Genomic DNA, 24,665 nt, shown 5'->3' with positions numbered 1-24,665 from the left:
CTGGCGTCGATGGCGGCCGTCAGTTGTCCGCGAACATCGACCCGAGCTGGTTGCGCCACTCCTGAATGTCCGTAACTTCCTCCTCGAGGTCCTCGAGATCGGACTCGACGGTCTCGAGCTCCGATTCGACCGACCGGACGTCGTCTTCGACGGCGCCGAGATCCGCCGAGAGGTCGTCGACCTCGCCTTCGACCGCGTCGACGTCGTCCGCAACCGTCTCGACCTCATCCTCGACGGTTTCGAGGCCGGACTCGAGCGTCTCGACGTCCGCCTCGACGTCGTCGGTCCGATCGGTCAGCGCGTCGACCGTCTCCGGGAGGTCCTCAAGGTCGGAGAGTTCGTCCTCGAGGTCGGCCGTCCACTCGGTCAGGGTGTCGATCTCGGTTTCGACGTCGTCGACCTGCGACTCGGTGTCCGCGAGGCGGTCGTCCATCGCGGCGAGGTCGTCCTGCACGTCTTCTAGTTCCGACCGGAAGTCCTCGATGAGCTGCTCGCCGGTGCCGTTCTCGCCGAGGAACTCCTCGAGGGCGCCGACGTAGGCGGCGACCTCCTCGACGCGAGACTGGAGGTGGTCGAGCTTCGCCAGTTCGGACGCGTCGAGTTCCGGTTCGGCGGTGAGTTCGGAGCGAAGCACCTCGAGTTCGTCCTCGTCGACCTCGCCGTTGCGGATCTCGCTCGCGAGGCGTTCGGCTGCGGTCTCCGTCTCGGCCTCGGGTTCGGAATCCGACTCGGCGTCCGCTTCAGTTGCCGACGGCGCTTCGTCGGCTGTGGTCGTCGTAGACGTCGGTTCCGGTTCGGCGGCCTCCGTGGCGGGTTCGTCCGGTGCCGTTTCCTCGTCGATCGTCTCGGTCACGTCGTCGGCTTCAACGTCGTCCGCCTCGACGTCGTCGGCCGCGGCTTCCGCGGCACTGCCGTCCTCAAGGCCCGCGTCGGTGTCGTCGGTCGCGGATTCGGCCTCGGGTTCAGACTCGGGATCGGATTCGAGTTCGAGTTCCTCGTCCTCAACGTCGGCCACCGTTTCGTCCTCGTCGTCGGCCGTAGATTCGTCCTCGAGTCCGAGGTCGATGTCGGGGTCCGCTTCGGCCTCACCTTCGGACTCTGCGTCGTCGTCCGATTCGTCGCCCACCGACTCGAGGGAATCCGTGTCGCTTTCGGCCGCGTCCTCGTCGTCCTCGTCGGAATCGGCCTCGAGATCGAGGTCGAGATCGAGGTCCTCGTCGTCGTCCGGCGCCCCGAGCGGATCGGCGTCCTCGTCCGCGTCGGCCGGATCGGGGATCTCCTCCTCCTCGAACCCGAGGTCGATGTCGGGCGCGTCGTCCCCCTCGGCGTCGCCGTCGTCGGATTCGTCGGCCGGATCGGTGTCGACGCCGCTCAGGTCGAGGTCGAGGCCGCCCTCGTCGTCCGTGTCAGCGTCGTCGGCCGCATCGGGACCGGCACTTTCGGTTTCGGCGTCGTCGGCAGTGTCCGTCGCGTCCGCCGCATCAGCGGACGCGGCCGCATCGTCTGCGGAGCCATCGTCGGCACTCGAGTCGCCGGCGGCGTCCGGGGCGGCGTCGAGGCCGGGAACCGAGGCCGAGTCGCCAGAGAGCATGTCCCTGACGGCCTGGTTGCGGTCCTCCGAGACGATGCTGTCGATGACGCCGTCGTCGATCTCGTCGCCGTCGGTCGTCCGCTGCTCCTCGGCGCTTACCTCGACGACCGTCGGCTCGGTGAGGAACTCCTCGGCCGTGCTCTCGTCGTCGATTCGGACGCCGTAGACCGTAACGAGCGTGTCGCCGGGCTCGAGCGTGCCGGTGAACTCGACGTGGTTGTCCTGAAACGCCGTCCAGTCGTCGCTGTGGTAGTCGGGGTGGAAGCCGACCTTGTCCATCGGGAACGAGTCGGGAATGTCCTCGGAAAGGCGAAAATCGACCTGACTCTCGCGTTCGGAGTCGATCTCGAACCGAATCGCGGGGACCGGAAACTCGTCCGCCGTAAACGTCTTCCGGACGGTGAGTCCGTCAGCACTGACCTCGATAACCTCGTCCGTGTCGGCGGTGCTACTCATGCGGGCAACGTTGCCCCACCATTATTATAAATGGTACGGGAGAATATCAAATTCAGTTCACGAACCGATCTAGAGTTCGACGCGATCGCCGATCTCGACGAGTTCAAGTTCGCGGGGGTGGTCGAAGCTCTTCACGTGGTGATGGAGCACCTTCGGATCCGACGTGAGCCCGCGCCACATGTCCCAGTGACTCGGCAGGAGCCGCTCGAGCGCGAGGTCCTCGGCCGCTTCGATGATCTGGTTCTCGTCGTTGTACCAGCGCGTTCGCTTCGGCTCGAGGGTCTCCTTGTCGGGGATCATCCCGACGGTGCCGAACGCGAGGGCGCCGAGGTCGATGTCGTACTCCTCGCCGATGCGGGCGAACTCGTCGCTCGGTTTCGTGTCGCCGCCGTGGAAGAAGGTGCCGGCGTCGTGCTCGATGACGTAGCTCACCGGGTGGGTCGCGTCGGGGTCGTACGCCTCCTCGACGTGGACGGTGAACGCGCCGATCTCGACGGTGTCGCCCTCGGCCACTTCGACGAACTGATCGTCGGCGACGTCCCACTCGTCGGTCCAGTTTTCTTCGCGCGCGACCGCGAGGCTGTCGTCGGCGCCGTAGAAGGTCGCGCCCGTGTTCTCGAGGATCGGCGCCTGGCTGGGCCCGTCGACGTGGTCGGTGTGCTCGTGGGTCGCCAGCACCGCGTCGGCGGTTTCGACGTCGCCGGGCGTGAACGGGACGGGAATCATCCGGACGGTCCGCGGCGGGTTGCCGAGGCCAAGGTACGGGTCGATGTAGATCGTCGTCCCCTCGCCGTCTTTCAGGACGAAGCCGTTACAGCCGAGGTACCAGACCGCGACGCCGTCGGGGTTCGCGTCTTCGATCCGCTGAATGAACCAATCGCCCCAGTCGCTCTGGATCATACCCGTTGGTGCGAGGACCGACTGGGTAAGTGTTATTGTCTTCTCGAAAACCCTGACTGTGCGCGACGAACATCGGGCGCCGACGCCCGCGGCGACCGGCGCCGTGCGGCGTGTGGTGTGTGGCGTCGCGACCGCCAGATGACCAGCGTTCGATATCCGGGGGCCGTCGGGGACGCTACTCGCGCAGCGACTGCTCGGCGACGGTGATCGTAAACTCCGAGCGGACCCGAATGTCGATCTCGGCGACCGCCGTTCCGTCGGCACCCGTCTCGAGCGCGTCGTCCCCGATCCAGGAGACGTGCAGTTCGGGATGGCCGTCGTAGGCGACGCCGTCCGACGTCGCGTCAACGAGGCCGGCGTCCTCGAGAAGCGGCAGGTGAACGTGGACGAGCGAGCTGTAGACGGACGCGACGCGGTCCTGCGAGACGTCGTCCGCGTCGGTGCCCACCTCGCGAGCGGCCACGGCTCGAGCGAGCGCGTCGCGGTCCATCGCGTCCGATTCCGCGCGGGCGTTGCCCGCGAGGACGGAGAGCGCGAGCCGGCGACGCGAGTCGGCGACGCCCTCGAACAGCGCGTCGAGTTCTTCGGCCGACGCGTCGAGGCGGCCCGCGATGACGTTCTCGAGCGCGGGTTCGTCGAACGCCCAGTGGTCCGTCGCGACGATCACAGCGTCATTGTCGGTCTCGGTGTCGTCGGCCTCCGCGACGAGGCCCGCCTCGAGCAGCATCGGCAGGTGCGTGTGCTGGCAGGCCACGGCGGCCCGCTGGTACTCCGCGTCGGTCACGTCGTCGACCGATTTATCGGACGTTACCGCCGCAAGCTCGCGAATAAGTTCGTCTTTCCCGATGCCGTCGGGGGATCGGTCGTGAACGAGTCGGAGGAGCGCGCGTCGGGTGGCGTCAGCGAGCGACCGGAAGCAGTCGTCCCGGGCGGTCGTCGATCGTCCGCTGGCCGCTGTGTTACTCATCGACTACTGGTCCGTGCCGTTCGGGCAAAAGAACTCCTCCAAACAGATTTGGAATCAGTCGTCCATTACGCAGTTCTCGTTGAATTTCTCCTGAATAGAACTAAAATACCGTGGATAGTATAACTCTATTTCTGGTTCAGTTTCCATATATACTATTCCTGGTGACTGTATTTCGATCGTGAGCGTCGCACAGCCGATGCGATACGAGTTGTGTCGCTGATCGGGTAGTTACGTTCGAACGGACAGTTCAGAAACCGACTAATCGGAACGACGCAATTCGGGTACGGTTCCACGCGGCTGATCCCGGCGAGGCGGGTTACCAGGTGCCGTGGAACGTGTCGAAGGAGAGTTCGTCGAGCGGCTTGTTGCCGACGGCGATCTCGTACTCGCCGGGCGTGAGCATCGGCTTGTGGAACTGCGGGCCGTCGTCGGTGGTGATCCGCGGACAACCGGTGTTGACGAACGCGTCCATGTCGAAATTCCGGAGGCGGTCCGGCGTCACCTCGTCCATCGTGATGAGGTAGGCGTTATCGTTGTCCTCGAGGATGTCCTGGGCGACCTCCCAGCGGCCCTGGCCGATCTTGGTGCAGAAGATGACGCCCCACTTCTCGGCGTCCATCGCCTTGTGGACCGCGGCGTAGCGCTGCTTCATGAACTTCTCCGTGTCCGCGACGGTGACGACGTTGTTGACGGGGTCGGCGATGACGACGTGCTTGTCGGGGTGTTCCATCGCCAGCCCGAGCGGGTGGAACTTTCCGCCGCCGACGTACAGCACTTGGTCCGCGGGCACGTCCGCGCTCGCGTAGTTACACCCTAGTACTTGTCCCTCGTGGGTCAGCCGCTCGTCGCCGCGGCGACTGTGGACCTCGTAGCCCCGCTCCTCGAGGAACGCGCTCATCTCGTCGTAGCGGTTCATGTGTTGGGCCGTCGTCACGAGGCCGACGCCCTCGGTCTCCTCGGGGGGCTCGAGGGTGTCTAGGGCCTCCTCCATGATCGGCGTGACCTCGACGTTCGAGAACAGCGGGACGTAGATCACCTTGTCCGTGTTCTTCATCGGCGAGTGGCCGAAGTGGACGAACACGTCGGTGCGCTTCATCAGATAGGTGTCGAGGTCGCAGGCGCCGTAACACGGCTGACCCGAGAGCATGAAGGTGACGTCGTCGCCGACCAGTTCGCGGAGGTCGTCGGCGACGGCCGGGCCGCGCCGCTTCAGTCCTTCAGGGAACTGCAGGCCGACCTTCTCGGCGTCTCGCTCCTCGATCGCGTCGACGATCCGCTCGAGTTCGTAGTCCCACTCGCGATCGTGTCGCAGCTGCATTCCGGTGTTCCGGAGGTCCCCCTCGGTGTACTCCGACTCCTGACTCATTAGCCGTCCTAACGGCCACGGACGTATATACTGCACGCTGTCACGACGACCTGCATTCGGCGGACTGTCCGGGAAATTCGGTCGGCGATAGATGGCGTGCGGTCGTCGGCGACGCGGTCCGGTATCGACTCTCCGCGGCGGCGATCACCGCCTATCACCGGGCGACGACCCGCGTCTGACCCAACAGTCATAGTACTGGAGCGTAAACGAGGCCTTAATGCCAGCGGAACAGCCCCTCGACGGCTATCTCTTCGACCTCTACCGCCGATATATCGGCGAACCGAAGAACCGGACCGACGTCTATCTCGGGTTCGGCCTGTTCCTCGGCGGCGTCGGTCTGGCGGTCGTCGCACTGATCCTCTTCCTCTGGAGCAGCACGTTCAGCAGAACCGATCCGGCCTACTTCAGATGGGTCCAGCCGGCCTACGCGCTCGGCATGCTCTCCCTGCCGGCGATGATCCTCGGCGTCGTCGTCCTGTTGCCCGCCGATCGGAAGACCATCGGCGTCTCGACGGCCGGCGCGGTCGTCACCGTCGGTGCGACGGTCGGCTTCCTCTTCGCGTACCCGGACAACTGGAACTTCATGGCTGAAACCGACTACACTGTCGAAGTTACCGCGACCTACGCCGTCGGCCTCGCCGGGCTGACCGCCTCGACCGGCGCCGCGCTAATCGCCCACTACCTCGACATGGCCCGCGAAGCCGATCGCGTCGAGGTCGACGCGAACGACGAGGAGGGCGAGTCCTACTCCGACGAGGAGATCCAGCGGGACATCGACGAGGCCATGGAAGACGTCGAACTCTCCTGGGGTGGCGTCGAGAAGACCGAACACAAGCGCCTGAGCTTCTCCGAGGACGAGTTCGACGAAGTCAACGTCAGCGAGGCCGGGACGACGACCACCCGTTCCTCCGGCGTCGACGCGCAGGTCGCCGGCCTCAAGGGGCTGAAGGGCGGCGAGACGAAGACCACCACCTCGAGCGCGACGGTCGACGATCAGACCCAGAAACTGAAGGAACTGCGCGAGCAGCGCCGCGCGGAGGAACTCGCCGAGGCGGACGACGACGGTCGCGGCCCGCTATCGTCGTTGCTCGACTCATTGCGGTCTCTCCTCGATCGGAATTAAGGCTTCGTAAACTGCGGTAAATACTATGTTTTTCCTCAATTTGAGAAAATGAAATCGACGCACATAGATTTATAATCCGTCGGCCGCCTTGCCCAACTATGGCCAAAGGCCTGGACGTCGGTACGATGAACATCCTGTCTGCACAGCAGGATGGGAACGACACGGTATTCGTGCAGCAGCGCAACTCCTTCGTCGAGATCGAGTACTCGGACATGGCCGAGCAGATGCTCTCGCGAAGCGAAGTCCTCCACATTCGCAAGGACGACAAGGTCTACGTCGTCGGCGACGACGCCCTCAACTTTGCGAACATTTTCAATAAGGAGACCCGCCGCCCGATGAAACACGGGATCCTCTCGAACGACGAGCAGAGCGCGATCCCGATGATGAAGCTCATCATCGAGCAGGTCGTCGGCGAGCCCGCCTATCCGGACGAGAAGCTCTACTTCTCGACGCCCGCGGATCCGATCGACTCGGACCTCTCGACGCTGTACCACCAGAAGACGATCGAATCCTTCCTCGACGACATGGGCTACGACGCCGAGCCCATCAACGAGGGGATGTCCGTCATCTACTCCGAGCTCGCGGACAACAACTTCACCGGCCTCGGGATCTCCTTCGGCGCCGGCATGACGAACGTCTGTCTGGCCTACTACGCCGTCCCCGTCATGAAGTTCTCCGTCGCCCGCGGCGGCGACTGGGTCGACGAGCAGGCCGCCCGCGCGACCGGCACGCCCGTCGACAAGGTCACCTCCATCAAGGAGGACGACTTCGAACTCGACTTCACCACCGACGTCGGCGGCGTCGAGGGTGCCCTGTCGATCTACTACGAGAACCTGCTGGACTACGTCATCGACAACATCGTCGAGGAGGTCGACGAGGAAGACGTCGAGGAAGGGCTGGACGTCCCCGTCGTCGTCACCGGCGGCACCTCGAGCCCCGACGGCTTCGAGGAGCTGTTCCGCGACCACCTGAACGACGCGAACATCCCGTTCTCGATCAGCGGCGTGACCCACGCCGACGAACCGCTCTACAGCGTCGCCCGCGGCGGGCTCGTCGCCGCTCGCTCGGACGAGGACGTCGACGACGAGGAAGCCGAAGCGGCCGCCGCCGAGTAACTCCGCTCGAGTTCTCGGTTCCGACGGTTTCGCACTCGCTTGCTCTCACTCTTCCCTTCGTTCTCCGCCGCTAGTCCTCTCACCGACGAACGGCGCCACCGCTCTGGCGTCTCGAGCGCTCCGTACGCCGCTCGCGTTCTCAGTCCTCTCGAGCGATCGGCTCCGGCTCCTCGCCCGGTTCCGCCTCGACTTCGACGGGATCGACCTTCGGCACCGTCTCCTCGTAAAAGCGATTGAGCGCGTCCCGCCAGGATTCGGGCGTCTCGGGGACCCGATCGTGCTCGACGGGGATGTCCGCGTACTCGCAGTGCGGACAGCTAACCGTCGAGACGTCCCCGAGCGAGAGTTCCTCGAGCGAGCCCTGGCACCGGGGGCACTCGTCCATAGGTAGACTTCGAACGGCCCGTCCTTAACTCTATTCGATCATATCACGAAAGAAGGATGTCGCCGGCCGCCACCCCACCGCCGATCGGCGAACCGTTCACCGCCCGGGTATTACTACTGCGAATCCAACAACATTTTTGTATGCAGCCTATGTATGGTCTCGTAATGAGCACCACGTCATCCGCCGACGGCGAGTCAGCGATCGAATGCTGTTCACCCGCGGACGTCACCCCCGTGACCCTCGAGGCCGCCTCCCTCGAGTCGACGGCGCCGGAGTACCTCCGCGACCTCAAGCGCGAGTTCGCCGCCGAAGACCTCTCGCCGGTCGAACTGACCGTCGAGGCCTGCTTCGACGAGGACTGCTCGTTCGCAACCCAGGACGAGATCGATCGGGTGCGCGGCTACGTCCGCGCCGGTTCGTTCCTCGGCGTCAACTCGGTCACGGTCGCCGTCGACGACGTCGCCAACGACGAGAAGGTCCGCCCAGCGCTCGCGGCCTGCGCCGAACGGGCCGAGCGCGAAGGGCTCGTCCTCGAGATCGACGGCCCGATCACGCTCGACCGCTAAGGGCCGGGCATGGCAGGCCCCTCGCGTCGCTCGCTCGCCCGGGACCTCGAGTCGCTCGCGGACTTTTCCGAGCCGTCGGCCGCGCTCGAACAGTACCTGACGCCGCCCGACATCGCCGCCCACGTCTGTCACCGCGCCGCCCTCTCGGGCGACCTCGAGCGGCCGGTCGTCGACCTCGGGACGGGAACCGGCATGCTCGCGATCGGAGCCGCGCTCGCCGGCGCCGACCGCGCGCTGGGGATCGACGTGGACCCCGACGCGCTCGCCGTCGCCCGGGAAAACGCAGCTCGCGTCGACTCGAGTTCGATCGACTGGATTCTCGGCGATGCGACCCGCCCGCCGCTCGCTCGCTCTGATCTCACCGTCCTCTCGAATCCGCCCTTCGGCGCCCAGCGCGGCAACCGCCACGCCGATCGGCGCTTCCTCGAGACCGCCAGTTCGATCGCGACCGTCTCCTACACCATCCACAACGAGGACAGCCAGGAGTTCGTCGAGTCGTTCGCGGCCGACGAAGGCGGCGAGGTGACCCACGCCTTCCGCGCCGAGTTCCCGATCGAGCGGCGGTTCGAGTTCCACGACGCGGAGCGGGAGACGCTCGCGGCCGAAGTGTTCCGGATCGAGTGGCGCGACGGCTCGACGTAGCGGCTCAGATCTCGAGGTGCTCGATGCTGGCGTACTTTCCGGCGCGCCAGCCGGCGACGAGCGCGACGACGGTGCCGACGACGATGGCCACCGCGAAGCCGGCGGCGTATACCTTCGGCGGCGTTTGCAGCAGGTTCTCGAAGCCGGCGATCGATGCCGCGACGCGGTTGAATCCCCTCGTGAGCAGCGGCGTCGCGACGAGGCCGACGGCGCCCCCGACGACGCCGGTGACGAGCCCCTGGACGGCGATCGTCCCCGCGAGGACGCGCCGGGAGAGGCCGACGGCCCGTAGCGCCGCGAGTTCGTCTCGCTGCTGGGCGGCCACGAGCACGAACAGGTTGACGGTGAGGACGACGCCGCCGACGATCGCCAGCCCGACCAGCGTCGCGCCGCTGGCGAGCACGAGCGGCCGCTCGGCGAACATCGCCTCCATCTGCTCGTCGCTCGTGCGGACGTCGTAGGCCGGGTATTCGGCGTCGAGTTCGTTCGCGACGGCTTCCCGGTCGGCGCCGTCGGCCACGTCGGCCGTGATGAACGTCGCCCGATCGGTCCCCGTCGTGCCGGCGACGGCCTGCAGGTCCACGAGCGGCATCGTCACCGTCTCGGAGCCGAGATACTGCGAGTAGTAGCTCGAGGTTCCGACCACGGTGAACTCGTACTCGGGCGCCGTCTGGCGGCTGGTGCCGACGTAGATCGTGTCGCCGACCTCGGCGCCGATCTCCTCGGCGACGCGGGGATCGAGCACGATCTCGTTTGTCATCGGCTCCTCGGTCCGGCCGCCCTCGTAGGCCTCCGGCGGCGTCTCGAACCCGCCGCCGGACTGGAAGTCGAATCCCTCGTGGGTCTCTCGGACCCCTACGGCGGGGTGGCGCTCGAGGTCGTTCGGATCCGTTCCGACGTAGACGTCGTACAGCCCGATCGGCGCGGCGTAGCTGACGTCGTCGCGCTGCATGAGCTGTCCCGCGATCCCGTGGGCGCCGACGATCGGGTTCTCCGTCCCGCTGGCGGCTGGATCCACGGGATCGCTCGAGATCCAGATGTCCTGATCAGCGTTTTCGAGCCCCTGCTGGCCGGTCTCGACGACGCCGACGCCGAGGCTCGCGAGCAGCGTCACGGCGAGGACGGCGACCGCCACCGCGACCACCGTCAGCGCGGTGCGGCCGGGCGAGCGCCGCAGTTGGGCGAGCGCGAGGCCGACGACCGCCTTCGAGCGGACGAGGGCGCCGCTGACGCTCGGGCTCATCGTCCCACCTCCGCGAGGACGGACGTGCGCGAGGCGACCGCGAGCGGGTAGGGAACCGCGACCAGCCCCGAGACGAGGGCGACGCCGACGGCGTAGGGGACGAACACCGGGTGGACGACCGCGACGGTGCCCGGCGCGACCGTCGCGGCGGCGACGGCGTTGACGACGTGGACGCCGCCGATCCCGATCGCGACGCCCAGCACCGCGCCGGCGACCGTCGTGACGAGCGTCGACAGCGCGACGACCAGCAGCCGGCTCGAGGCGGGGAAGCCGACCGCTTCGAGGACGGCGAGCGTGCGCCGGTCCTGGTCGACGGTCATTCCCATCGTCGTCGCGACGAACGACGCGCAGATCACGACGCTGGCCAGCAGCGCTAGCAGGCTCGTCGCGAGCGCCAGCCCGTCGTCGAACAGCGACTTAAGGTCGAGTTCGGCGGCCGACTCGACGGCCGCGTCGGGATAGGCCTCGGCAGCGGCCGCCTCGGCCGCGTCGGGTTCGCCCCACACGAGGACGCGGTCCGCGAGCTCGCCGTCGTCCGCCCCGGAAACGGTCTGGAGTTCGCTCAGATGGACGAGCGCGACGGGCGCGGCCTGCTCGCTATCGGCGCCGTCGCCGGCCGGTTCGACGGCGGTCACCGTGACCGACGGCGTCGACGTCTCGGCCGCCGCGCTCGAGTCGACCCCGGGCATCGCGAGTTCGAGCTCGTCGCCGGTCGTCGCGCCGAGTTTCCTCGCCGCGGCCTCCGAGAGGACGACCTCCTGGCGCGGCACGCCGTCGTAGGAACCGCCGGCGTAGTGAGGATCGCCCGGCTCGAGCGCGTCCATCGGAAGGCCGGCGACGGTCCGGGGTTCGTCGTCCGGGACGACGCCGACGAGGAGCACGTGCTTGGGCTCGGACGTGCCGTCGCCCTCACTGTCACTGGCCGGCTCGAGGCGGACCGTCTCGGTGAGCACCGGTGACGCGTGCTCGACCCCCTCGCGCTCGCGGATCGTCGCCGCGCGCGAGTTCGTCTCCCCGAGGCGGGGGCGCTCGACGCCGTCGACCGACGAGAGCGCCCCGCTCTCCTCCGGCGCGATCCGAACGTCGGCGTCGTCGTCGCTGACGACGCCCCCGTCGGCCAGCCCCATCGCGACGCCGGTCACGACGACCAGCAGGGCGATCGTCAGCGCGACCGCGCTGATCGTCGCCGCGATGCGGCCCGACCGCGTTCGCGTCGCGCGGTTCCACAGCCGCGTGACCGAGAACCCGAGGAGGTCGCTCCACCGGCGTCGGCGGGTGCCGTCGATAGTCGTGCTCGTCTCCGTCCCGCCGTCGTCGCGTTCATCCACCATCCGTCACCACCCGGCCGTCCCGGAGCGAGATCACCCGATCGGCGACCGCCAGGGTGTCGTCGTCGTGCGAGGCGACCAGCACCGCCCGGTCGCGCTCGCGGCCGACGTCGGTCAACAGCTCGAGTACGCTCCGGCCGGTCGCCGTGTCGAGTTCGCCGGTCGGCTCGTCCGCGACGATGACGTCCGGGTCGGTCGCCAGCGCCCGGGCGATCGCGACCCGCTGGCGCTCGCCGCCGCTGAGTTCGCCGGGCAGGTGGCTCGCCCGATCGGCGAGTCCGACCCCCTCGAGCAGTTCCTCCGCGCGCGTGCGGCGGGTGGACTTGGGGACGCCCACCTGAACCAGCGGCAGGGCGACGTTCGCGCGGGCCGACAGCGACGGCAGGAGGTGGAACCGCTGGAAGACGATCCCGACGTGGCGCCGCCGCATCCGGGTTCGTTCCCGCTCCGAGAGGGACGTCAGGTCCGTCTCCAGCACCTCGACCCGTCCCTCCGTCGGCACTAGCAGTCCCGTGACCGCGTGCAGAATCGTCGACTTGCCGCTTCCGCTCGGCCCCTCGAGGCCGACGATTTCGCCGGGCCGTATCGACAGCGAGACGTCGCGAAGCGCGGTCACCGACCGGCTCTCGCTCGACCGAAAGCCGCCGTCGGAGCCGTATTCGTGGGTGACGTTCTCGAGACGGACGGCGGCCGGCGCCCGGGAATCGGCGCGGCCGTCGTCTCGAGCGGACGTGTCATCGACGTCAGCGTCGGCGTCGAAGTCGGCGTCGGCCGCCTCCGACGCCGATTTCGGGAGTGAACGGTGGCTCATCTCTCCGGATTCAACTCACTCGATCGAACGGCACGTCGAGTCATTGTTTCACGCCGACTTCCCGCGGCCACGTGGCCGTTAACGAATCGCGGCGCAGCGGCCGCCGCGCGATCGGTCCGCCGCCGATCGGTCGGCTCCCGCTCGAGCCCCTGAAATATCCACGTACGAGCGACTGTTCGCCGTCAGTTATATATTGGGCGGCGAGAACGAGCCGTCGATCGAAATCGGGCGCTCGAGCCGAGTAGCACCTGAAACCGCCGGTCGTGGAAGCAGCGTCTCCCCGCGGCGCTCGAGAAATCACCGCAAACACGTTTCGATTCCGAACGGAAATCGCGCCGTACAGGCGGCCGTCGGCCGTGGGGTCGTGCCGTCGCCCGGTCGATCGTCAGCCGTCGGGTCGTCAGCCGTCCGCCTCCCGCGGTCCGCCCGCTGCCGGTCGCCGCCCGCCGGTCGCGGTCAGTCGTAGGTCTCCTCGCTCGCGACCGCGACGACGGTCCCGTCCGTGGCGGCGTAGAGCGTTCCGTCCTTCCGTTCGAAGGTGAGGCCGCCGGCTCGGACCGACTCGCCCTCGTCGGGGAGCGGCGCCGTCGCGACCCGATCCGTCTCGTTCGAGGCGACCTCGAGGACGAACTCGCCGTCCTGCGAGGTGACCGTCACCAGCTGCTCGTCGATCAGCACGTCCGCCATCGCGCCGGTCGACTCGTAGACGACCGTCGGCTCCTCGCCGGCCTCCCACATCCGGATCTGGTACACCGGATCGTTGCCGACCGGCACCCAGCCGACGCGTTCGACGTGGACCGTCTCGCGCCACCCGGGGCCGCCGACCGCGACGGTCTCCTCGCCGGTAAAGGAGAGCCGCTGACTCGTCACCGCTTCCATCCAGATGTTCCGCCTGTCGCTCGAGACGATGACGCCGCTGGCCTCGAGGCTGCTGTCGTCGACCACCGCGTCGATGCCGATGCCGGAGACGAGTTCGTTCTCGGCTTCCTCGGCGTACTCGATGGTGTAATCCCGGATCTCGATCGCGTCGCTCGAGGCCTCGGTCGGCTCGTAGACGGCCAGATTGACGGGAATCGCCATCCCGGCCAGCACCGCGAGCACCAGGAGGACGACCAGAAACGCCGATCCGCGACGCGTCGCGTTCGCCAACGGGGTACGGTTCGATCCGCTCGGCCCCGCATCGCCGGCGAGTTCGCGGATCCGCTCGAGTTGAGCCGCGCGCCGCCCGTCCGCGGCGCCGTCTACGCCGCGCGTCCGCGCGCCGCCGACGATCTCGAGCGGCCGGACGAGCGAGTCCGACCGATCCGGCGACCGCGATCCGGAACTGCCGCGGAACCGCGCGACGAGCCGCTCGCCGCGCCGCGGAACGAGGGGGTCGTCGGAGCCGGCCAGCGCGACCGTGACCACCAGCGCGAGGACGGTGACGACGACGACGCCGAGGCCCCGAAAGAGGATGTAGGAGTTGCCCTCGCCGTACCAGTAGATCTCCCAGAGCCCTCGGGAGAACGCGAAAAGCAGGACCGCGAGCCAGATCCGAAGCGCGTTCGGACGGCGGTCGCGGCGCTCGAGCACCAGCGCCCCGAGGACGAGTCCGATGAAGAACCCGAGCGCGTGGCCCTGAATCGCGATGCCGGCCCACGAGGGCATCGTCGGCGGGCTCTGCTCGACGACGTGGACGTACACTGGGTTTCGAACCGCACGATAGACCGTCAGCAGGACGCCCTGCAGGCCGATCACCGCGACGAGCGTGGCGATCGGGTAGTGGACGATCGCGAAGGCGACGAGCGCGAAGACGACCCCCGAAAAGCCGATTATCGGGCCGAGGGCGAACACGCTCGTGAGCAGCCCGACGACGACGATCGCGAGCGGAAAGAGGACGAACGCCCGGAGTCGCGGATTCGTTCGCCACCGCTCCAGACGGTCGTCGGCCGTCGCGCCGGCGTCTCGCTCGGGCGCGTAGTGGCCCCAGGCGTACTCGGCGATCGGCGCGGCGACGAGGGTCCCCGTCACGTTGCCGATGAGGTGGCCCGGCCCGGAGTGAGAGAACGCGGCGGTCGCCACCCCGAGCGGATAGAAATACGACCACGCCCGGAATGGAATCGTCACCGGGTTGTCGAAGTCCGCGATGCCGTCCTGGACGAACAGGTACACGCAGACGACGAACGCGACGACCACCAGCGTCCCCCACGGCACGCCCATGACGAGTCGCTCGCCGACCACGTCGCGCCAGCGCCGCTCCGGTCGGTGGAGCCGACTGACGGTCGCGAGCGAGACGGCGAACGTCGCCGCGAGGACGGTCGCGAGCGCGATCGCGGTCCAGCGCATATCCCTGTGGTGCGACCGCACGCCCATATACCGTTCGCTGTCCGGCGCCGTTCGGCGCGAACCCCGTCGCCGCTCGCGATCGTCGTCTCCGGTCCCCGAACCCGGCTCTGCGATCGAGGGCTACCCGCCTTCGAAAGGTACAAGCGGTCGACGGCCGGAGACGGTGACATGGAACTGCGGGTCACCGAGAGCACCGAGGACGAACTCTCGATCGAGATCGCGGGCGAGGATCACACGTTCATGAACGTCCTCAAGGGCGCACTGCTCGAGCACGAGGACGTCAGCGCGGCGACCTACGACATGAACCCCGAGCAGTCGGGCGGCCAGACGGAGCCGATCCTGACGATCAAGACCGAGGGCGGCGTCGACCCGCTCGAGGCGCTCGAGGAGGCGGCGGTCGACGTCCGCGAGAAGGCCGTCTCGTTCCGCGAGACGTTCGAAGACGCCGCGCAGGCGGCGTAACCGTCTCCGCTTTCTTCGAATTTCTACTCTCTCAGATCGGCAGTCGCTCGACGCGTCCCACCGCGCCAGCCGTCAGCACGTCGCGTAGAAGCCGTGAACTGCCCCGTCGTCCGTGACGTGTAGATCGAGTCCTTCCCTCGAGAACTCGCCGCTCGAGCCGGCGTCGGCCGTCGGTCGAACGGTGGCGGCGACCTCGGTTGCGAGTTCCGATTCGTTCTCGTAGCCGTCGATGGTCCGCTCGAGCGGCGGAAGCTGTCCAGCGACGACGTCTTCGGCCGCGCAGTCGACGCCGAACGCTCCGGGCTCGGCCCGTTTGGGGCTCGCGTCGCCGTACTCGCTGGCGACGAAGGCCCGGTTCCAGTACTCGGCGAAGGCCGCGAGGTCGGCGTCGTACGTCCGTTCTTCGCCCGCGTCGCGGGCGGCCTCGAGTCGCTCGTGGACCAGCCGCTCCGTCGCCTCGAGGTCGAGTCCGCTGGCCTGACTCGCGTTTCCGGGTGCATCCGGCATGGGCGGCGGGCCGATTCCCGGCAAGACCGACGGCGGCACGATTCCAGTCGCGAACAGCGCGACGACGAGTCCGACGACGATTAGAATCGGCGCGTACGGCTTCGCGACCGCGAGCCAACTCGGCGTTTCGAGGTCCCGATCGACGTCGTCGTAGGTCTGTTCGGTCTGCTCGAGGTCGGGGTTGCCACAGCGCGAGCAGGGCGGGTTGTTCCTGACGTGGTCCCGGCCGCAGTTCGGGCAGCGCCAGACGTACTGGGTGCCGGTGTCGACGGTTCCCGGTTCGGCACCGTCGAGTTCGTCGGGCGCGCCGCTCGTATCGGCGCCGCCGCTCGCGTCGCTCGAGTCCTCGTCGGCGCGGACGACGGCCTTCTCGAAGGCGTTGTGCCCGCACTCGTCGCAGGGTGGGTCGTTCTCCGCGTGGGGCTTCCCACACCAGGTGCACCGCCACTTCACTGCTTCTAGCGGTCGACTGCGAGAGAATAAGCGTGTCGGGTCGATGGCACGAGCGTCTCGAACGCCGCGACCGGCACCAGCGCCACTCGTCGCACGCCCCGCTCAGAGCCGAACCGGCACGCCGCGCTCGTCGAGGTACTCCTTGGTCTCCTCGATCGAGTAGTCGCCGAAGTGGAAGATCGACGCCGCCAGCCCGGCGTCCGCGTCGGCCTCGGTGAACACGTCGTACATGTCCTCCGGGCCGCCACAGCCCGAGGAGGCGATGACCGGTGTGTCGACAGTCTCCGTGACCGCCTTCGTCAGCGGCAGGTCGTAGCCGTCCTTGGTGCCGTCCTTATCGATCGAGTTGACGAACAGTTCGCCCGCGCCGCGGGCCTCGGCCTCGGCGGCCCACTCCACGACGTCGATGCCGGTCCCCTCGCGGCCCCCCTTCTTGGTGCACTCGAACCAGCAGGACTCGCCGTCGATCTCCACGTAGTGCTCGCCCTGCTCGTCGAAGCGGCGCTTCGCGTCGACGCTGATGACGATACACTGGCTGCCGAAGGCCTTCGCGCCCTCGTTGACGAGTTCTGGGCGCTCCAGGGCGCCGGTCGTGATCGAGACCTTGTCGGCGCCGGCCCGGAGGGTCTCCTTGATGTCCTCGGTGGTGCGGATGCCGCCGCCCACCGTGAGCGGAATGAAGACCTCGTCGGCGACGTCGCGGACGACGTCCAGCATGGTCTCGCGGCCCTCCGCGGAGGCGGTGATGTCGAGGAAGACGAACTCGTCGGCGCCCGATTCGTTGTACGCCTTGGCCATCTCGACGGGGTCGCCGGTGTACTCGAGGTCCTCGAAGTGCACGCCGGTGTAGACCGCCGGATTCCCGTCCTCGTCCAGGTCGACGTCGATACACGGGATGATTCGCTTGGTCAGTGCCATGAGCGGTGGTTCTTACCGGGTGTTGGCACCCGGGGTAGTAAAGGCGTCTGGATCGGGCGATTCGCGCCGTCTGTTCTCGAAGCGGCTCACTCGGCGAGCAACCGCCCGCGAAACGCCGTCACGGCGTCCGGCAGGGCCTCGAGTGCCGCACGAACACGGGCGTAATCGCCGTACTCATCGCCGAGCGAGACGACAACTTCGGAGTCGTTGTCGGCGGCCCGCCGGACCGCCTCGTCCGCCCAGGTGAGCTCCTGCAGCGTCTCCGAGAGGCGGTACGCGGCGAGCGACGGCTCGTCCGGCGGCAGCTCCTCGCGGGCCGCGGCCGCCGCCTCGAGCGCGGCCGTCCGCTCGGCCCGGATCTCGTCGATCGTCTCGGGCGTCGCGATCGTTCCCTCCCGAAGCCGGTCGCGAACGGTCTCGAACGCCCGATAGGTCTGCTCGAACTCGAGCGCCCGCGCGAGCCCCGTCGCGAGGTCGCCGTCCTCGCGGGCGGTCGTCATCCCCTCGCGGGCGTCCTCGACGCGCCGGCCGACGTCCCAGACGAACAGCCGCAACTGCTGGCTCTCGAGGTCGTCCAGACCGACGGCTTCGTACCACTCCTCGCTGTCCTGGCTCGGAAATCCGGTCTCGTCGGCGCGCTCGATCGAGCGCTCGAGCGCGGTTTCGAACGGCGACTCGAGGGCGACCGGCTTCCCCGCGGCGTCCACGGCGGCCGCGTACCGGGCGTCGAAGTGCTCCCAGACGTTCGCCGTCGCGGTCGCGAACTCGAGGTCGCCCGCCGCGTCCCCGACGTCGACGACGCTCGCGGCCGGATCGACGCTCCACCGCTCGAGCACGTGTCCGGCTCCCCCGAGGTCGTCCTCCCGCCGGTACCAGTACAGCGCCGCTCGGAGTCGTCCGGCGTCGGTAGCCCCGCCGCGGTAGTCGGCCGCCGCCCGCAGGTCACGGACCGTCGAGCGGGCGGCCTCGCGTTCGGCCTCGAGGTCCGCGACGAGTCGCGCCCGATCGGCGTCGATCGCGGTCAGCGCCGTCGCCGCCGCTCGAGCCGCGTCCCGCGCGCCCCTCGTTTCGCGGAGCCTGCGGTACCGGTTCGCGGCCCGATCCGAATCGCCGCTCCCGGCCCCGGCGCGGTCCCGGATCTCGCGGGCCTCGTCCCGATCGTCGGCGATCTCATTTCGAACGACGCCGTTCGGAACGTCGTCGTCGGTGAGCGACGCCGGGACCGACTCGAGGAGCGCGTCGATCCGCTCGAGTTCGTCCTCGAGTGCGCCTCGAGTCGGCCGGACCGGGGCCGGCCACTCGATCGTCGGCGCCGTCGCGTCCGCAAGCAGGGTTTCGGCGTCCGCCGCGGTAAACGACGGCGCGGCGTCGTCCTCCCAGGGGAGCGCGGCGTCGCTACAGCCGGCGACGGCGACGCTGCCGCCGGCTGCGAGGCCGGCGAGGAATCGCCGGCGACGGAGGCGCGATCGGCCGTCGTCGGTCATTCGTCCCCGCCCTCCGTTCCCCCGGCGGCCGCCGTCGAATTCGTTCCGTCGCCCGTCGCGCTCGACTCGTGTCCGTCGGCGACCGACTCGTTTCCGTAGCGGGCGGCCCGCCGGGCGTCCCGGCATGCGTGGCTCTCGGAACTCGAAAAACTCGAGGGCGCCTCGTCGTAGGGCCGGTGCACGCGGATGACGATCGCTTCGATGAGCTCTTTGCCAGCTTCGCAGGGCGTCGTGGCGTCTTTCAGCGTCTGACAGTACTCCGTCCGCACCTCGTCGCCGCCGGCCTGGACGGCGAGGAGCCGCCGCCGGTAGCAGTCCTCGATCGGCCGCTGTTCGACGACGATCGATGCGTTCTCGAAGTCGGTCGCCTCGACGAACTCGCGGATTCGGTTTGCGTCGCGCTCGTTCGTCTCGATTCGCAGGGCAGCCGCAGCCTCGTCGTCGACGACGAACACCCGCTTCCAGCTGCTCCTGTAGCCGTCGCGGTCGTCGGCCGCCTCGGCCGCCTCCTCGTCCCGGTGGACGAAGCTCTCGTTTTCGGCCGCCCGGACGGCGATCGACTCGTACTCGTGGCTCGACTCGAGCGTCGTCCCGTCGCTCGTGCTGTGTTCGACGGTGGTGCCGCTGCCGTCGCTTCCGGCACACCCTGCGACGGCGAGCGCGAGCGTACTGCCCGCAGTAGCGAGCAGTCGCCTGCGAGAAATCGTCATGGAGGGCATCGCCAGTAATCGTCACGCCGTCAGTAAATACTTTGATATGAACGGGCGACCGCCGCGTCCCGTGTAGGTGTTTTTAAGGCGGCGAGCCGTCAACACGCGGGTATGGTAGACACGGACGACACGCACGACGCTCCGGCGGAGCACGGAAGCGACACGGGCGCCGACGTCGGCCACGATCTCGAGGCCGAGCGGACGACCGCACCGATGAGCGACTACTCGTCAAAAGACGTCGGCGTCGGGGCGCTCGTGCTGGCGGTCGGGGCGGCGATCGCCTTCGGCATCCCCCTCCTTACGGTCGCACTGTAGGTCGGAGTTAGAAGACGTACTCGTCGTCGTGGCCCATCATACCGTCGTCTTCGAGACCGGTGCCGCCACCGGTACCTGTGCCCTCCTCTTCGTCCATCGGTCCGCTGGTCTTGTAGGCCTTGATGCCCGTCGAGAGGAGGTCCTCGATCGCCTCCTCGCGATTGACGAACTCGCCGCGTTCGACCATCTGGGCGATCTGCATCTCGAGGTGTTCCGGGATGGTGATCTCTACTTTCGGCATCTGATTCGGCTTTCGGTGAGGGGGTATTTAGGTTTGACGGGGATTCTGCACGCGCAGAAAAGGGCGTCGTCGGTTCCCGAAACGCAGTTTCCCGCTGAATCGGGCCGGCAGTCGCGCGCCAGCGGTGGCTCACGAGGAGCCGTCGTCAGGGCGGGAGGATGGGACTCGGACCGCGTTAGCGGTTGCCCATCATCGAGTCGATCGCGTCCTTCAGCTTCGTTCCGGGCTGGGTCAGCGTCTCGAGTTGCCGACTCATCTTGCGCTGGTTGAAGTAACTCGCGAACGCGAGGATGGTCGGCGGCCAGAGGCCGACGAACAGTCCGCGCTCGGTCTCCCCGCGCAGGAAGAAGTAGTACCACGAGAGGGCGACCGACGCCGCGGACGCCAAGAACGCGGGCCCCATCGCTTGTTCGCCGACTTCGCCGGCTGCCTGTCCGGACGTTTCCCGTTCCGTCATCTGTTGTCTACTCGCCATGCATTGCATCGGTGGGCGAGTCGCTACTAAGGGGTGGCGAGGGTTTCAGCCCGTACGCTGGTATTATAACGGCCGCCGGACCGTTTCACACCGTTTCGAGGCCCCATTTCAGCAGGTAACGCGGCGTTTCTCCTGCCGTTCCTGTCACGCGCACCCGCACTGGTTCGGTAACGTCTGGTGGTGCACGTGCCAACCCGCTCGAGCCGTCGCCTCGGAGCGTCACACCTACGGCTATCCGGACCAAGGGTCGGACATGACCAGCGACGTTACGGACCTCTACCGGGAGTTCGGCGACGATCGGCTTCCGCCGGGACAGCGCGAAACCTCGGAGTTCCCCGTCCTCTCGAAGAGCGGGACGCCCGACTGGGACCCCGAGACGTGGGAGTTCACCGTCACCGGCGCGGTCGACGAGGAACTGTCCTTCTCGTGGGACGAGTTCCGCGACCTGCCCAGCGAGACCCAGCGCCAGGACTTCCACTGCGTGACCGGCTGGAGCAAGTTCGACTGCGAGTTCACGGGCGTTCCCTTCCCCGAAATCGCCGAGCGCGCGGGGGTCCACGACGAGGCCGTCCACGTCATGTTCTTCGCGCTGGACGGCTACACGACCGACCTCCCGCTCGAGGACTGCATGCGCGAGGAAGTGCTGTTCACCTGGGCGTTCGACGGTGAGCAGCTACCGGCGGACCACGGCGGTCCGCTCCGGGTCGTCACGCCGCACAAGTACGCCTACAAGGGCGCCAAGTGGGTCGACGGCGTCGAGTTCCTCACCGAACCGGAGCGGGGCTACTGGGAGAAGCGCGGCTACTCACAGACGGCGAACCCGTGGCGAGAGGAGCGATATAGTTAGGCTGAAGGCGCGGCGGTCCTGACCATCGTGCGATGGACCGGACGTCGGGCGAGCGCGAGGTCGAGGGCCGGCTGGCGGGCGACGCCGCCACCCGGACCGCGACGGTCGACGGCAAACTGGTGAGCCGCAGCCGCGAACTCGAGGACGTTTCCTTCGGCGCGATCGCGGCCGCCGACGCCGACACCGCCACCGCAGCGGACGCCGACCGGACCGACCGCGCGCGCATCCAGTGGGCCGCGCCCGACGGCCTCGAGCTCGTCGGCCGCGGCGTCGCCGCGCGGTTCGTCGCGACCGGGCCCGAGCGGTTCGCCGAGATTCGGCGACGCGCGAGCCGCGCGTTCGACGGGCTCGAACACGACGGCCCCGAGGTCGCTCGCCCGCGGGCGGTCGGCGGCTTCGCGTTTCACGATTACCACGCCGCCGACCGGTCGGACTCGCCCTCGGAATCGAATCGGGCGTCGAGCTCACATCCCACGTGGGACGGGTTCGACGCGGCCTCGTTCGTGATCCCCCGCGTGTTCGTCGTCCGAAGCGACGAGGGCGAGGGTACGTGGCTCACCGCCGTCGGCGGCGACGCCGCCGAGGCGACCGCCCGACTCGAGCGCTGGCACGACCGCATCGCGGATCTTCCGGCGATGCAGCCGAGCGGCGCGGGTCCCGGCGTCGCCGCGACCCGGCGAACCACCTCGCGCGAGGAGTGGCGGGCCGGGATCGAGGCCGCCCTCGAGCGGATCGCCGACGGCCGCCTCACGAAGGTCGTCCTCGCGCAGGCGCTGTCGGTCGACCTCGAGGGGCCGATCGACGTCGGCGCGACACTCGAGCGGCTCCGCCGGGAGTACCCGAACTGCTACCGGTTTCGGATCGGCCGCGAGGGCGGAACCACCTTCTTCGGCGCGCCGCCCGAGCGGCTGGTCGCGAAACGCGGCCCGCGGGTCGCCACGGAGGCGCTCGCGGGCTCCGCGCCGCGCGGCGAGACGCCGGACGAGGACCAACAGCACGCCGATCGACTGCTCGAGAGCGACAAGCTCCGGCGCGAGCACGAACTGGTCGTCGACGCGATTCGCGACCAGCTCGCGCCGCTCGCGCAGGATCTCGACGTCGCGGACCGGACGATCCGAAAACTGGCGACGATCCAGCACCTCCGGACGCCGATCGAGGCGACGCTCGACGGCGACCGCCACGTCCTCGAGATCGTCGAAGCGCTACACCCGACGCCCGCGGTCGGCGGGATGCCCCCGGACGCTGCCTGGGAGACGATCCGCCAGACGGAGCCGTTCGACCGGGGCTGGTACGCCGCCCCGGTCGGCTGGTTCGACGCCGACGGGGACGGCGAGTTCGCGGTCGGCCTCCGCTCGGGAATCGCGACCGACGAGGCCGTCACGCTCTTTGCGGGCAGCGGCATCGTCGCCGACAGCGACCCCGACGAGGAGTGGGAGGAGGTGCAGCTGAAGTTCCGGCCGATTCTCGACGAGTTGCGATAACGATTCCGTTCGCCGTTTGAAACTTCAAGACACGCATGAGCGCACCGAACCGCGCGACCCTCTGGGGTCGCGTCCTCGCCGACGAACTCGCCGCCGGCGGCCTCGAGGCCGTCTGTATCGCCCCGGGGAGCCGATCGACGCCGCTGACGGTCGCGTTCGCCGAACACCCTGATATCGAGGTCTACTCGCACTTGGACGAGCGCTCGGCGGCCTACTTCGCCCTCGGCCGTGCCCGCCGCACCGGCGAGCCGACGGCCCTAATCTGTACCTCCGGAACGGCCGCAGCGAACTTCCACCCCGCCGTGATCGAGGCGAATCAGGCCCGCGTGCCGCTGCTGGTGCTGACGGCCGACCGGCCGCCCGAGCTCCGCGACAGCGGCGCGAACCAGACGATCGATCAGGTCAAGCTCTACGGCGACGCCGTCCGCTGGTACGCCGAGCTTCCCGAGCCCGAAGCCGACGAGCGGAAGGTCCGGAGCCTCCGGACGACCGCCGCGCGGGCGCTCTCGGAGACCGTCGGCGTCGAGCCCGGCCCCGTCCACCTCAACTGCCCGTTCAAGAAACCCCTCGAGCCGCTCGAGGTTCCCGACGCCGTCCCCGACTCCTTCGGTGAGACGGTCGCCGGGCGGGGTCGAGACGGTGCCTTCGTCGAGACCAACCGCGGTCGGCGAACGCTCGAGAGCGACGCCGACGGCTTCCAGTCGCTCGCCGACGCGCTCGAGACCGCCGAGCGGCCGCTGATCGTCGCCGGCCCCGCCGATCCGCGGGACCTGCGGGAACTCGAGCCCGACGCGGTCGTCGACCTCGCCGAGCGCGTCGGCGCGCCGATCCTCGCGGATCCCCTGTCGGGGCTGCGGTTCGGCTCGCACGTTCGAGCGCGCAACGAGTCCTGGATCTACGGTGGCTACGACACGTATATCGACGCGCTCGAGGATCCGGACATCGTCCTCCGAGTCGGTGCGTCGCCGACCTCGAAGCCGCTGCGCCACGCGCTGCGGGACGCCGACGCGCGCCAGTTCCTCATCGACCCCGCGGGCGCGTGGCGCGAGGCGACGTTCACGGCGACCGATCTGCTCACGGCGACGCCCGCGTCGGTCGTGGCGGGGCTGCTCGAGTTGCTCGACTCCGGATCGACGGCTAGGACGGACACGGACGACGGGTGGCTCTCGCAGTTCGAGGCCGCCGAGCGCCACCACTGGGAAATTCACGAGGAAGCGCGAACCGACGACGCGCTCGAGGCCGATCCACTCGAGGGCGCCGTCCTTGCGTCGGTATTCGAGGCCGCGCCCGATCCGGCGACGGTGTTCGTCTCGAACAGCATGCCGATCCGGGACGCGGATCGGTTCGGCCGCCCCCGAGACGCCGAGCTAACGGTGCTCGCGAACCGGGGAGCCAGCGGCATCGACGGCATCGAGAGCACGGCGCTTGGCGCTGGCAGCGCGGCCGGCACGGACGAACCGCTCGTGCTCGTCACCGGCGATTTGGCCTTCTACCACGACGCGAACGGCCTGCTCGCGGTCGATCGGTGCGACGTCGACGCCACGATCGTCCTGCTGGACAACGACGGCGGCGGCATCTTCCACAAACTCCCCATCGAGGAATTCGACCCGCCTTTCACCGAGCAGTTCAAGACACCCCACAGGATTGGGTTCGAATCGCTCGGGGATGCATACGGCCTCGAGTTCGAGCGCGTCGAACCCCGCGAGTTCGCCGACGCGTATCGGCGGTCGCTCGAGCGCGAGGGGACGCAGGTGCTGTCGGTCGGGTTCGACTCCGAGCGGAGTCACCGCCGTCGCGAGGAACTCGCCGAGCGCGTCGCCGACGCCGTCGACGGTACGCAGGACGACTGAGCGACGGTTTTTCTGTCCGTCTCGAGCAGTTTACCTACCGATTGCCTGCTGCAGACTGCGTAGCGACGACCGTGACCGCTGGCCGATATCGATCAAATAAACCT

The 24,665-nt window shown here is 68.4% G+C and carries 24 protein-coding genes; 9 read left to right on the top strand and 15 right to left on the bottom strand.

What is annotated here, in order from left to right:
• Window positions 1–19: 19 nt before the first annotated feature.
• From ACYQ26_RS14120 to dph2, 4 genes are all read right to left on the bottom strand, one after another.
• A complete protein-coding gene (locus tag ACYQ26_RS14120) occupies window positions 20–2,047 on the bottom strand; it encodes an AAA family ATPase (RefSeq protein WP_459809537.1) in 2,028 nt (675 codons plus the stop codon).
• Between the two features lie 69 nt (window positions 2,048–2,116).
• On the bottom strand, window positions 2,117–2,947 hold the full coding sequence (locus ACYQ26_RS14115; RefSeq protein ID WP_459809536.1) for an MBL fold metallo-hydrolase: 831 nt from the start codon (window positions 2,945–2,947) through the stop codon (window positions 2,117–2,119).
• Window positions 2,948–3,122: 175 nt separating this feature from the next.
• Entirely contained in the window at window positions 3,123–3,914 is a 792-nt protein-coding gene (locus ACYQ26_RS14110) for a DUF7344 domain-containing protein (RefSeq protein WP_459809535.1), read from the bottom strand.
• Window positions 3,915–4,230: 316 nt separating this feature from the next.
• A complete protein-coding gene (gene dph2 / locus ACYQ26_RS14105) occupies window positions 4,231–5,280 on the bottom strand; it encodes a diphthamide biosynthesis enzyme Dph2 (RefSeq protein WP_459809534.1) in 1,050 nt (349 codons plus the stop codon).
• Window positions 5,281–5,497: 217 nt separating this feature from the next.
• Here dph2 and ACYQ26_RS14100 point away from each other — a divergent pair, with 217 nt between their 5' ends.
• Window positions 5,498–6,403 carry a cell division protein CdpA domain-containing protein gene (locus ACYQ26_RS14100; RefSeq protein WP_459809533.1) on the top strand — a complete coding sequence of 302 codons (906 nt, stop codon included), beginning with the start codon at window positions 5,498–5,500 and terminating at the stop codon, window positions 6,401–6,403.
• Between the two features lie 98 nt (window positions 6,404–6,501).
• Entirely contained in the window at window positions 6,502–7,518 is a 1,017-nt protein-coding gene (locus tag ACYQ26_RS14095) for a disk-shape morphogenesis protein volactin (protein WP_459809532.1), read from the top strand.
• Window positions 7,519–7,657: 139 nt separating this feature from the next.
• Here the strand turns inward: ACYQ26_RS14095 and ACYQ26_RS14090 are convergent, their stop codons facing one another.
• On the bottom strand, window positions 7,658–7,903 hold the full coding sequence (locus ACYQ26_RS14090) for a zf-TFIIB domain-containing protein (protein ID WP_459809531.1): 246 nt from the start codon (window positions 7,901–7,903) through the stop codon (window positions 7,658–7,660).
• Between the two features lie 164 nt (window positions 7,904–8,067).
• On the opposite strand from ACYQ26_RS14090, the gene ACYQ26_RS14085 reads away from it, so the two are divergent.
• Both ACYQ26_RS14085 and ACYQ26_RS14080 read left to right on the top strand, forming a co-directional pair.
• A complete protein-coding gene (locus ACYQ26_RS14085) occupies window positions 8,068–8,469 on the top strand; it encodes a DUF7961 family protein (RefSeq protein ID WP_459809530.1) in 402 nt (133 codons plus the stop codon).
• A 9-nt stretch (window positions 8,470–8,478) separates the two neighbouring features.
• Window positions 8,479–9,111, top strand: a complete 633-nt coding sequence (locus tag ACYQ26_RS14080; protein WP_459809529.1) for an METTL5 family protein — start codon at window positions 8,479–8,481, stop codon at window positions 9,109–9,111.
• A 4-nt stretch (window positions 9,112–9,115) separates the two neighbouring features.
• Here the strand turns inward: ACYQ26_RS14080 and ACYQ26_RS14075 are convergent, their stop codons facing one another.
• The 4 genes from ACYQ26_RS14075 to ACYQ26_RS14060 form a co-directional block, all read right to left on the bottom strand.
• On the bottom strand, window positions 9,116–10,354 hold the full coding sequence (locus tag ACYQ26_RS14075; RefSeq protein ID WP_459809528.1) for an ABC transporter permease: 1,239 nt from the start codon (window positions 10,352–10,354) through the stop codon (window positions 9,116–9,118).
• Window positions 10,351–11,685, bottom strand: coding sequence for an ABC transporter permease (locus ACYQ26_RS14070; RefSeq protein WP_459809527.1), 1,335 nt, complete (start codon window positions 11,683–11,685; stop codon window positions 10,351–10,353). The genes ACYQ26_RS14075 and ACYQ26_RS14070 overlap by 4 nt, the downstream gene beginning before the upstream one ends.
• Complete coding sequence (locus ACYQ26_RS14065) at window positions 11,675–12,493, bottom strand: ABC transporter ATP-binding protein (protein WP_459809526.1); 819 nt, start codon at window positions 12,491–12,493, stop codon at window positions 11,675–11,677. The genes ACYQ26_RS14070 and ACYQ26_RS14065 overlap by 11 nt, the downstream gene beginning before the upstream one ends.
• Before the next feature lie 456 nt (window positions 12,494–12,949).
• Entirely contained in the window at window positions 12,950–14,818 is a 1,869-nt protein-coding gene (locus ACYQ26_RS14060) for a rhomboid family intramembrane serine protease (RefSeq protein ID WP_459809525.1), read from the bottom strand.
• Between the two features lie 168 nt (window positions 14,819–14,986).
• On the opposite strand from ACYQ26_RS14060, the gene ACYQ26_RS14055 reads away from it, so the two are divergent.
• Window positions 14,987–15,280: a DNA-directed RNA polymerase subunit L gene (locus ACYQ26_RS14055; protein WP_459809524.1), complete on the top strand. Its 294-nt coding sequence runs from the start codon at window positions 14,987–14,989 to the stop codon at window positions 15,278–15,280.
• A gap of 72 nt (window positions 15,281–15,352) precedes the next feature.
• On the opposite strand, the gene ACYQ26_RS14050 is transcribed toward ACYQ26_RS14055, so the two are convergent.
• From ACYQ26_RS14050 to ACYQ26_RS14035, 4 genes are all read right to left on the bottom strand, one after another.
• Entirely contained in the window at window positions 15,353–16,240 is an 888-nt protein-coding gene (locus ACYQ26_RS14050; RefSeq protein WP_459809523.1) for a hypothetical protein, read from the bottom strand.
• A gap of 102 nt (window positions 16,241–16,342) precedes the next feature.
• Entirely contained in the window at window positions 16,343–17,158 is an 816-nt protein-coding gene (gene hisF, locus ACYQ26_RS14045; protein WP_459809522.1) for an imidazole glycerol phosphate synthase subunit HisF, read from the bottom strand.
• Window positions 17,159–17,244: 86 nt separating this feature from the next.
• The gene (locus ACYQ26_RS14040) at window positions 17,245–18,642 is read right to left on the bottom strand and encodes a hypothetical protein (RefSeq protein WP_459809521.1); all 1,398 of its coding nucleotides are present in this window, start codon (window positions 18,640–18,642) and stop codon (window positions 17,245–17,247) included.
• The gene (locus ACYQ26_RS14035; RefSeq protein ID WP_459809520.1) at window positions 18,639–19,361 is read right to left on the bottom strand and encodes a hypothetical protein; all 723 of its coding nucleotides are present in this window, start codon (window positions 19,359–19,361) and stop codon (window positions 18,639–18,641) included. Before ACYQ26_RS14035 ends, ACYQ26_RS14040 begins: the two co-directional genes overlap by 4 nt.
• A gap of 102 nt (window positions 19,362–19,463) precedes the next feature.
• On the opposite strand from ACYQ26_RS14035, the gene ACYQ26_RS14030 reads away from it, so the two are divergent.
• Window positions 19,464–19,667, top strand: coding sequence for a DUF7550 family protein (locus ACYQ26_RS14030; protein WP_459809519.1), 204 nt, complete (start codon window positions 19,464–19,466; stop codon window positions 19,665–19,667).
• A gap of 7 nt (window positions 19,668–19,674) precedes the next feature.
• Here ACYQ26_RS14030 and ACYQ26_RS14025 read toward each other — a convergent pair whose 3' ends face one another.
• Together ACYQ26_RS14025 and ACYQ26_RS14020 are read right to left on the bottom strand one after the other, a co-directional pair.
• Complete coding sequence (locus tag ACYQ26_RS14025; RefSeq protein WP_013880805.1) at window positions 19,675–19,908, bottom strand: ribbon-helix-helix domain-containing protein; 234 nt, start codon at window positions 19,906–19,908, stop codon at window positions 19,675–19,677.
• A gap of 175 nt (window positions 19,909–20,083) precedes the next feature.
• Complete coding sequence (locus ACYQ26_RS14020) at window positions 20,084–20,383, bottom strand: hypothetical protein (protein ID WP_459809518.1); 300 nt, start codon at window positions 20,381–20,383, stop codon at window positions 20,084–20,086.
• 253 nt (window positions 20,384–20,636) lie between these two features.
• Between ACYQ26_RS14020 and ACYQ26_RS14015 the strand changes: the two genes are divergently transcribed.
• Genes ACYQ26_RS14015 through menD form a run of 3 tightly spaced genes read left to right on the top strand, consistent with a single transcriptional unit; the run spans window position 20,637 to window position 24,561 of the window.
• The gene (locus ACYQ26_RS14015; RefSeq protein ID WP_459809517.1) at window positions 20,637–21,230 is read left to right on the top strand and encodes a sulfite oxidase-like oxidoreductase; all 594 of its coding nucleotides are present in this window, start codon (window positions 20,637–20,639) and stop codon (window positions 21,228–21,230) included.
• 32 nt (window positions 21,231–21,262) lie between these two features.
• Window positions 21,263–22,711 carry an isochorismate synthase gene (locus ACYQ26_RS14010; protein WP_459809516.1) on the top strand — a complete coding sequence of 483 codons (1,449 nt, stop codon included), beginning with the start codon at window positions 21,263–21,265 and terminating at the stop codon, window positions 22,709–22,711.
• 35 nt (window positions 22,712–22,746) lie between these two features.
• Window positions 22,747–24,561, top strand: coding sequence for a 2-succinyl-5-enolpyruvyl-6-hydroxy-3-cyclohexene-1-carboxylic-acid synthase (gene menD / locus ACYQ26_RS14005; protein WP_459809515.1), 1,815 nt, complete (start codon window positions 22,747–22,749; stop codon window positions 24,559–24,561).
• The last annotated feature ends 104 nt before the right edge of the window (window positions 24,562–24,665 follow it).

It is taken from the genome of Halopiger thermotolerans (genome assembly GCF_054654555.1).
The sequence above is the reverse complement of the archived record's forward strand: the minus strand, read 5'-3'. Positions and strand labels throughout refer to the sequence as shown.

What these genes read in the sequence shown, in the direction of transcription:
- ACYQ26_RS14120 (WP_459809537.1), bottom strand. Translation starts at nt 2,047, where the DNA reads ATGAGTAGCACCGCCGACACGGACGAGGTTATCGAGGTCAGTGCTGAC.
- ACYQ26_RS14115 (WP_459809536.1), bottom strand. Translation starts at nt 2,947, where the DNA reads ATGATCCAGAGCGACTGGGGCGATTGGTTCATTCAGCGGATCGAAGAC.
- ACYQ26_RS14110 (WP_459809535.1), bottom strand. Translation starts at nt 3,914, where the DNA reads ATGAGTAACACAGCGGCCAGCGGACGATCGACGACCGCCCGGGACGAC.
- dph2 (WP_459809534.1), bottom strand. Translation starts at nt 5,280, where the DNA reads ATGAGTCAGGAGTCGGAGTACACCGAGGGGGACCTCCGGAACACCGGA.
- ACYQ26_RS14100 (WP_459809533.1), top strand. Translation starts at nt 5,498, where the DNA reads ATGCCAGCGGAACAGCCCCTCGACGGCTATCTCTTCGACCTCTACCGC.
- ACYQ26_RS14095 (WP_459809532.1), top strand. Translation starts at nt 6,502, where the DNA reads ATGGCCAAAGGCCTGGACGTCGGTACGATGAACATCCTGTCTGCACAG.
- ACYQ26_RS14090 (WP_459809531.1), bottom strand. Translation starts at nt 7,903, where the DNA reads ATGGACGAGTGCCCCCGGTGCCAGGGCTCGCTCGAGGAACTCTCGCTC.
- ACYQ26_RS14085 (WP_459809530.1), top strand. Translation starts at nt 8,068, where the DNA reads ATGAGCACCACGTCATCCGCCGACGGCGAGTCAGCGATCGAATGCTGT.
- ACYQ26_RS14080 (WP_459809529.1), top strand. Translation starts at nt 8,479, where the DNA reads ATGGCAGGCCCCTCGCGTCGCTCGCTCGCCCGGGACCTCGAGTCGCTC.
- ACYQ26_RS14075 (WP_459809528.1), bottom strand. Translation starts at nt 10,354, where the DNA reads ATGAGCCCGAGCGTCAGCGGCGCCCTCGTCCGCTCGAAGGCGGTCGTC.
- ACYQ26_RS14070 (WP_459809527.1), bottom strand. Translation starts at nt 11,685, where the DNA reads ATGGTGGATGAACGCGACGACGGCGGGACGGAGACGAGCACGACTATC.
- ACYQ26_RS14065 (WP_459809526.1), bottom strand. Translation starts at nt 12,493, where the DNA reads ATGAGCCACCGTTCACTCCCGAAATCGGCGTCGGAGGCGGCCGACGCC.
- ACYQ26_RS14060 (WP_459809525.1), bottom strand. Translation starts at nt 14,818, where the DNA reads ATGCGCTGGACCGCGATCGCGCTCGCGACCGTCCTCGCGGCGACGTTC.
- ACYQ26_RS14055 (WP_459809524.1), top strand. Translation starts at nt 14,987, where the DNA reads ATGGAACTGCGGGTCACCGAGAGCACCGAGGACGAACTCTCGATCGAG.
- hisF (WP_459809522.1), bottom strand. Translation starts at nt 17,158, where the DNA reads ATGGCACTGACCAAGCGAATCATCCCGTGTATCGACGTCGACCTGGAC.
- ACYQ26_RS14040 (WP_459809521.1), bottom strand. Translation starts at nt 18,642, where the DNA reads ATGACCGACGACGGCCGATCGCGCCTCCGTCGCCGGCGATTCCTCGCC.
- ACYQ26_RS14035 (WP_459809520.1), bottom strand. Translation starts at nt 19,361, where the DNA reads ATGCCCTCCATGACGATTTCTCGCAGGCGACTGCTCGCTACTGCGGGC.
- ACYQ26_RS14030 (WP_459809519.1), top strand. Translation starts at nt 19,464, where the DNA reads ATGGTAGACACGGACGACACGCACGACGCTCCGGCGGAGCACGGAAGC.
- ACYQ26_RS14025 (WP_013880805.1), bottom strand. Translation starts at nt 19,908, where the DNA reads ATGCCGAAAGTAGAGATCACCATCCCGGAACACCTCGAGATGCAGATC.
- ACYQ26_RS14020 (WP_459809518.1), bottom strand. Translation starts at nt 20,383, where the DNA reads ATGGCGAGTAGACAACAGATGACGGAACGGGAAACGTCCGGACAGGCA.
- ACYQ26_RS14015 (WP_459809517.1), top strand. Translation starts at nt 20,637, where the DNA reads ATGACCAGCGACGTTACGGACCTCTACCGGGAGTTCGGCGACGATCGG.
- ACYQ26_RS14010 (WP_459809516.1), top strand. Translation starts at nt 21,263, where the DNA reads ATGGACCGGACGTCGGGCGAGCGCGAGGTCGAGGGCCGGCTGGCGGGC.
- menD (WP_459809515.1), top strand. Translation starts at nt 22,747, where the DNA reads ATGAGCGCACCGAACCGCGCGACCCTCTGGGGTCGCGTCCTCGCCGAC.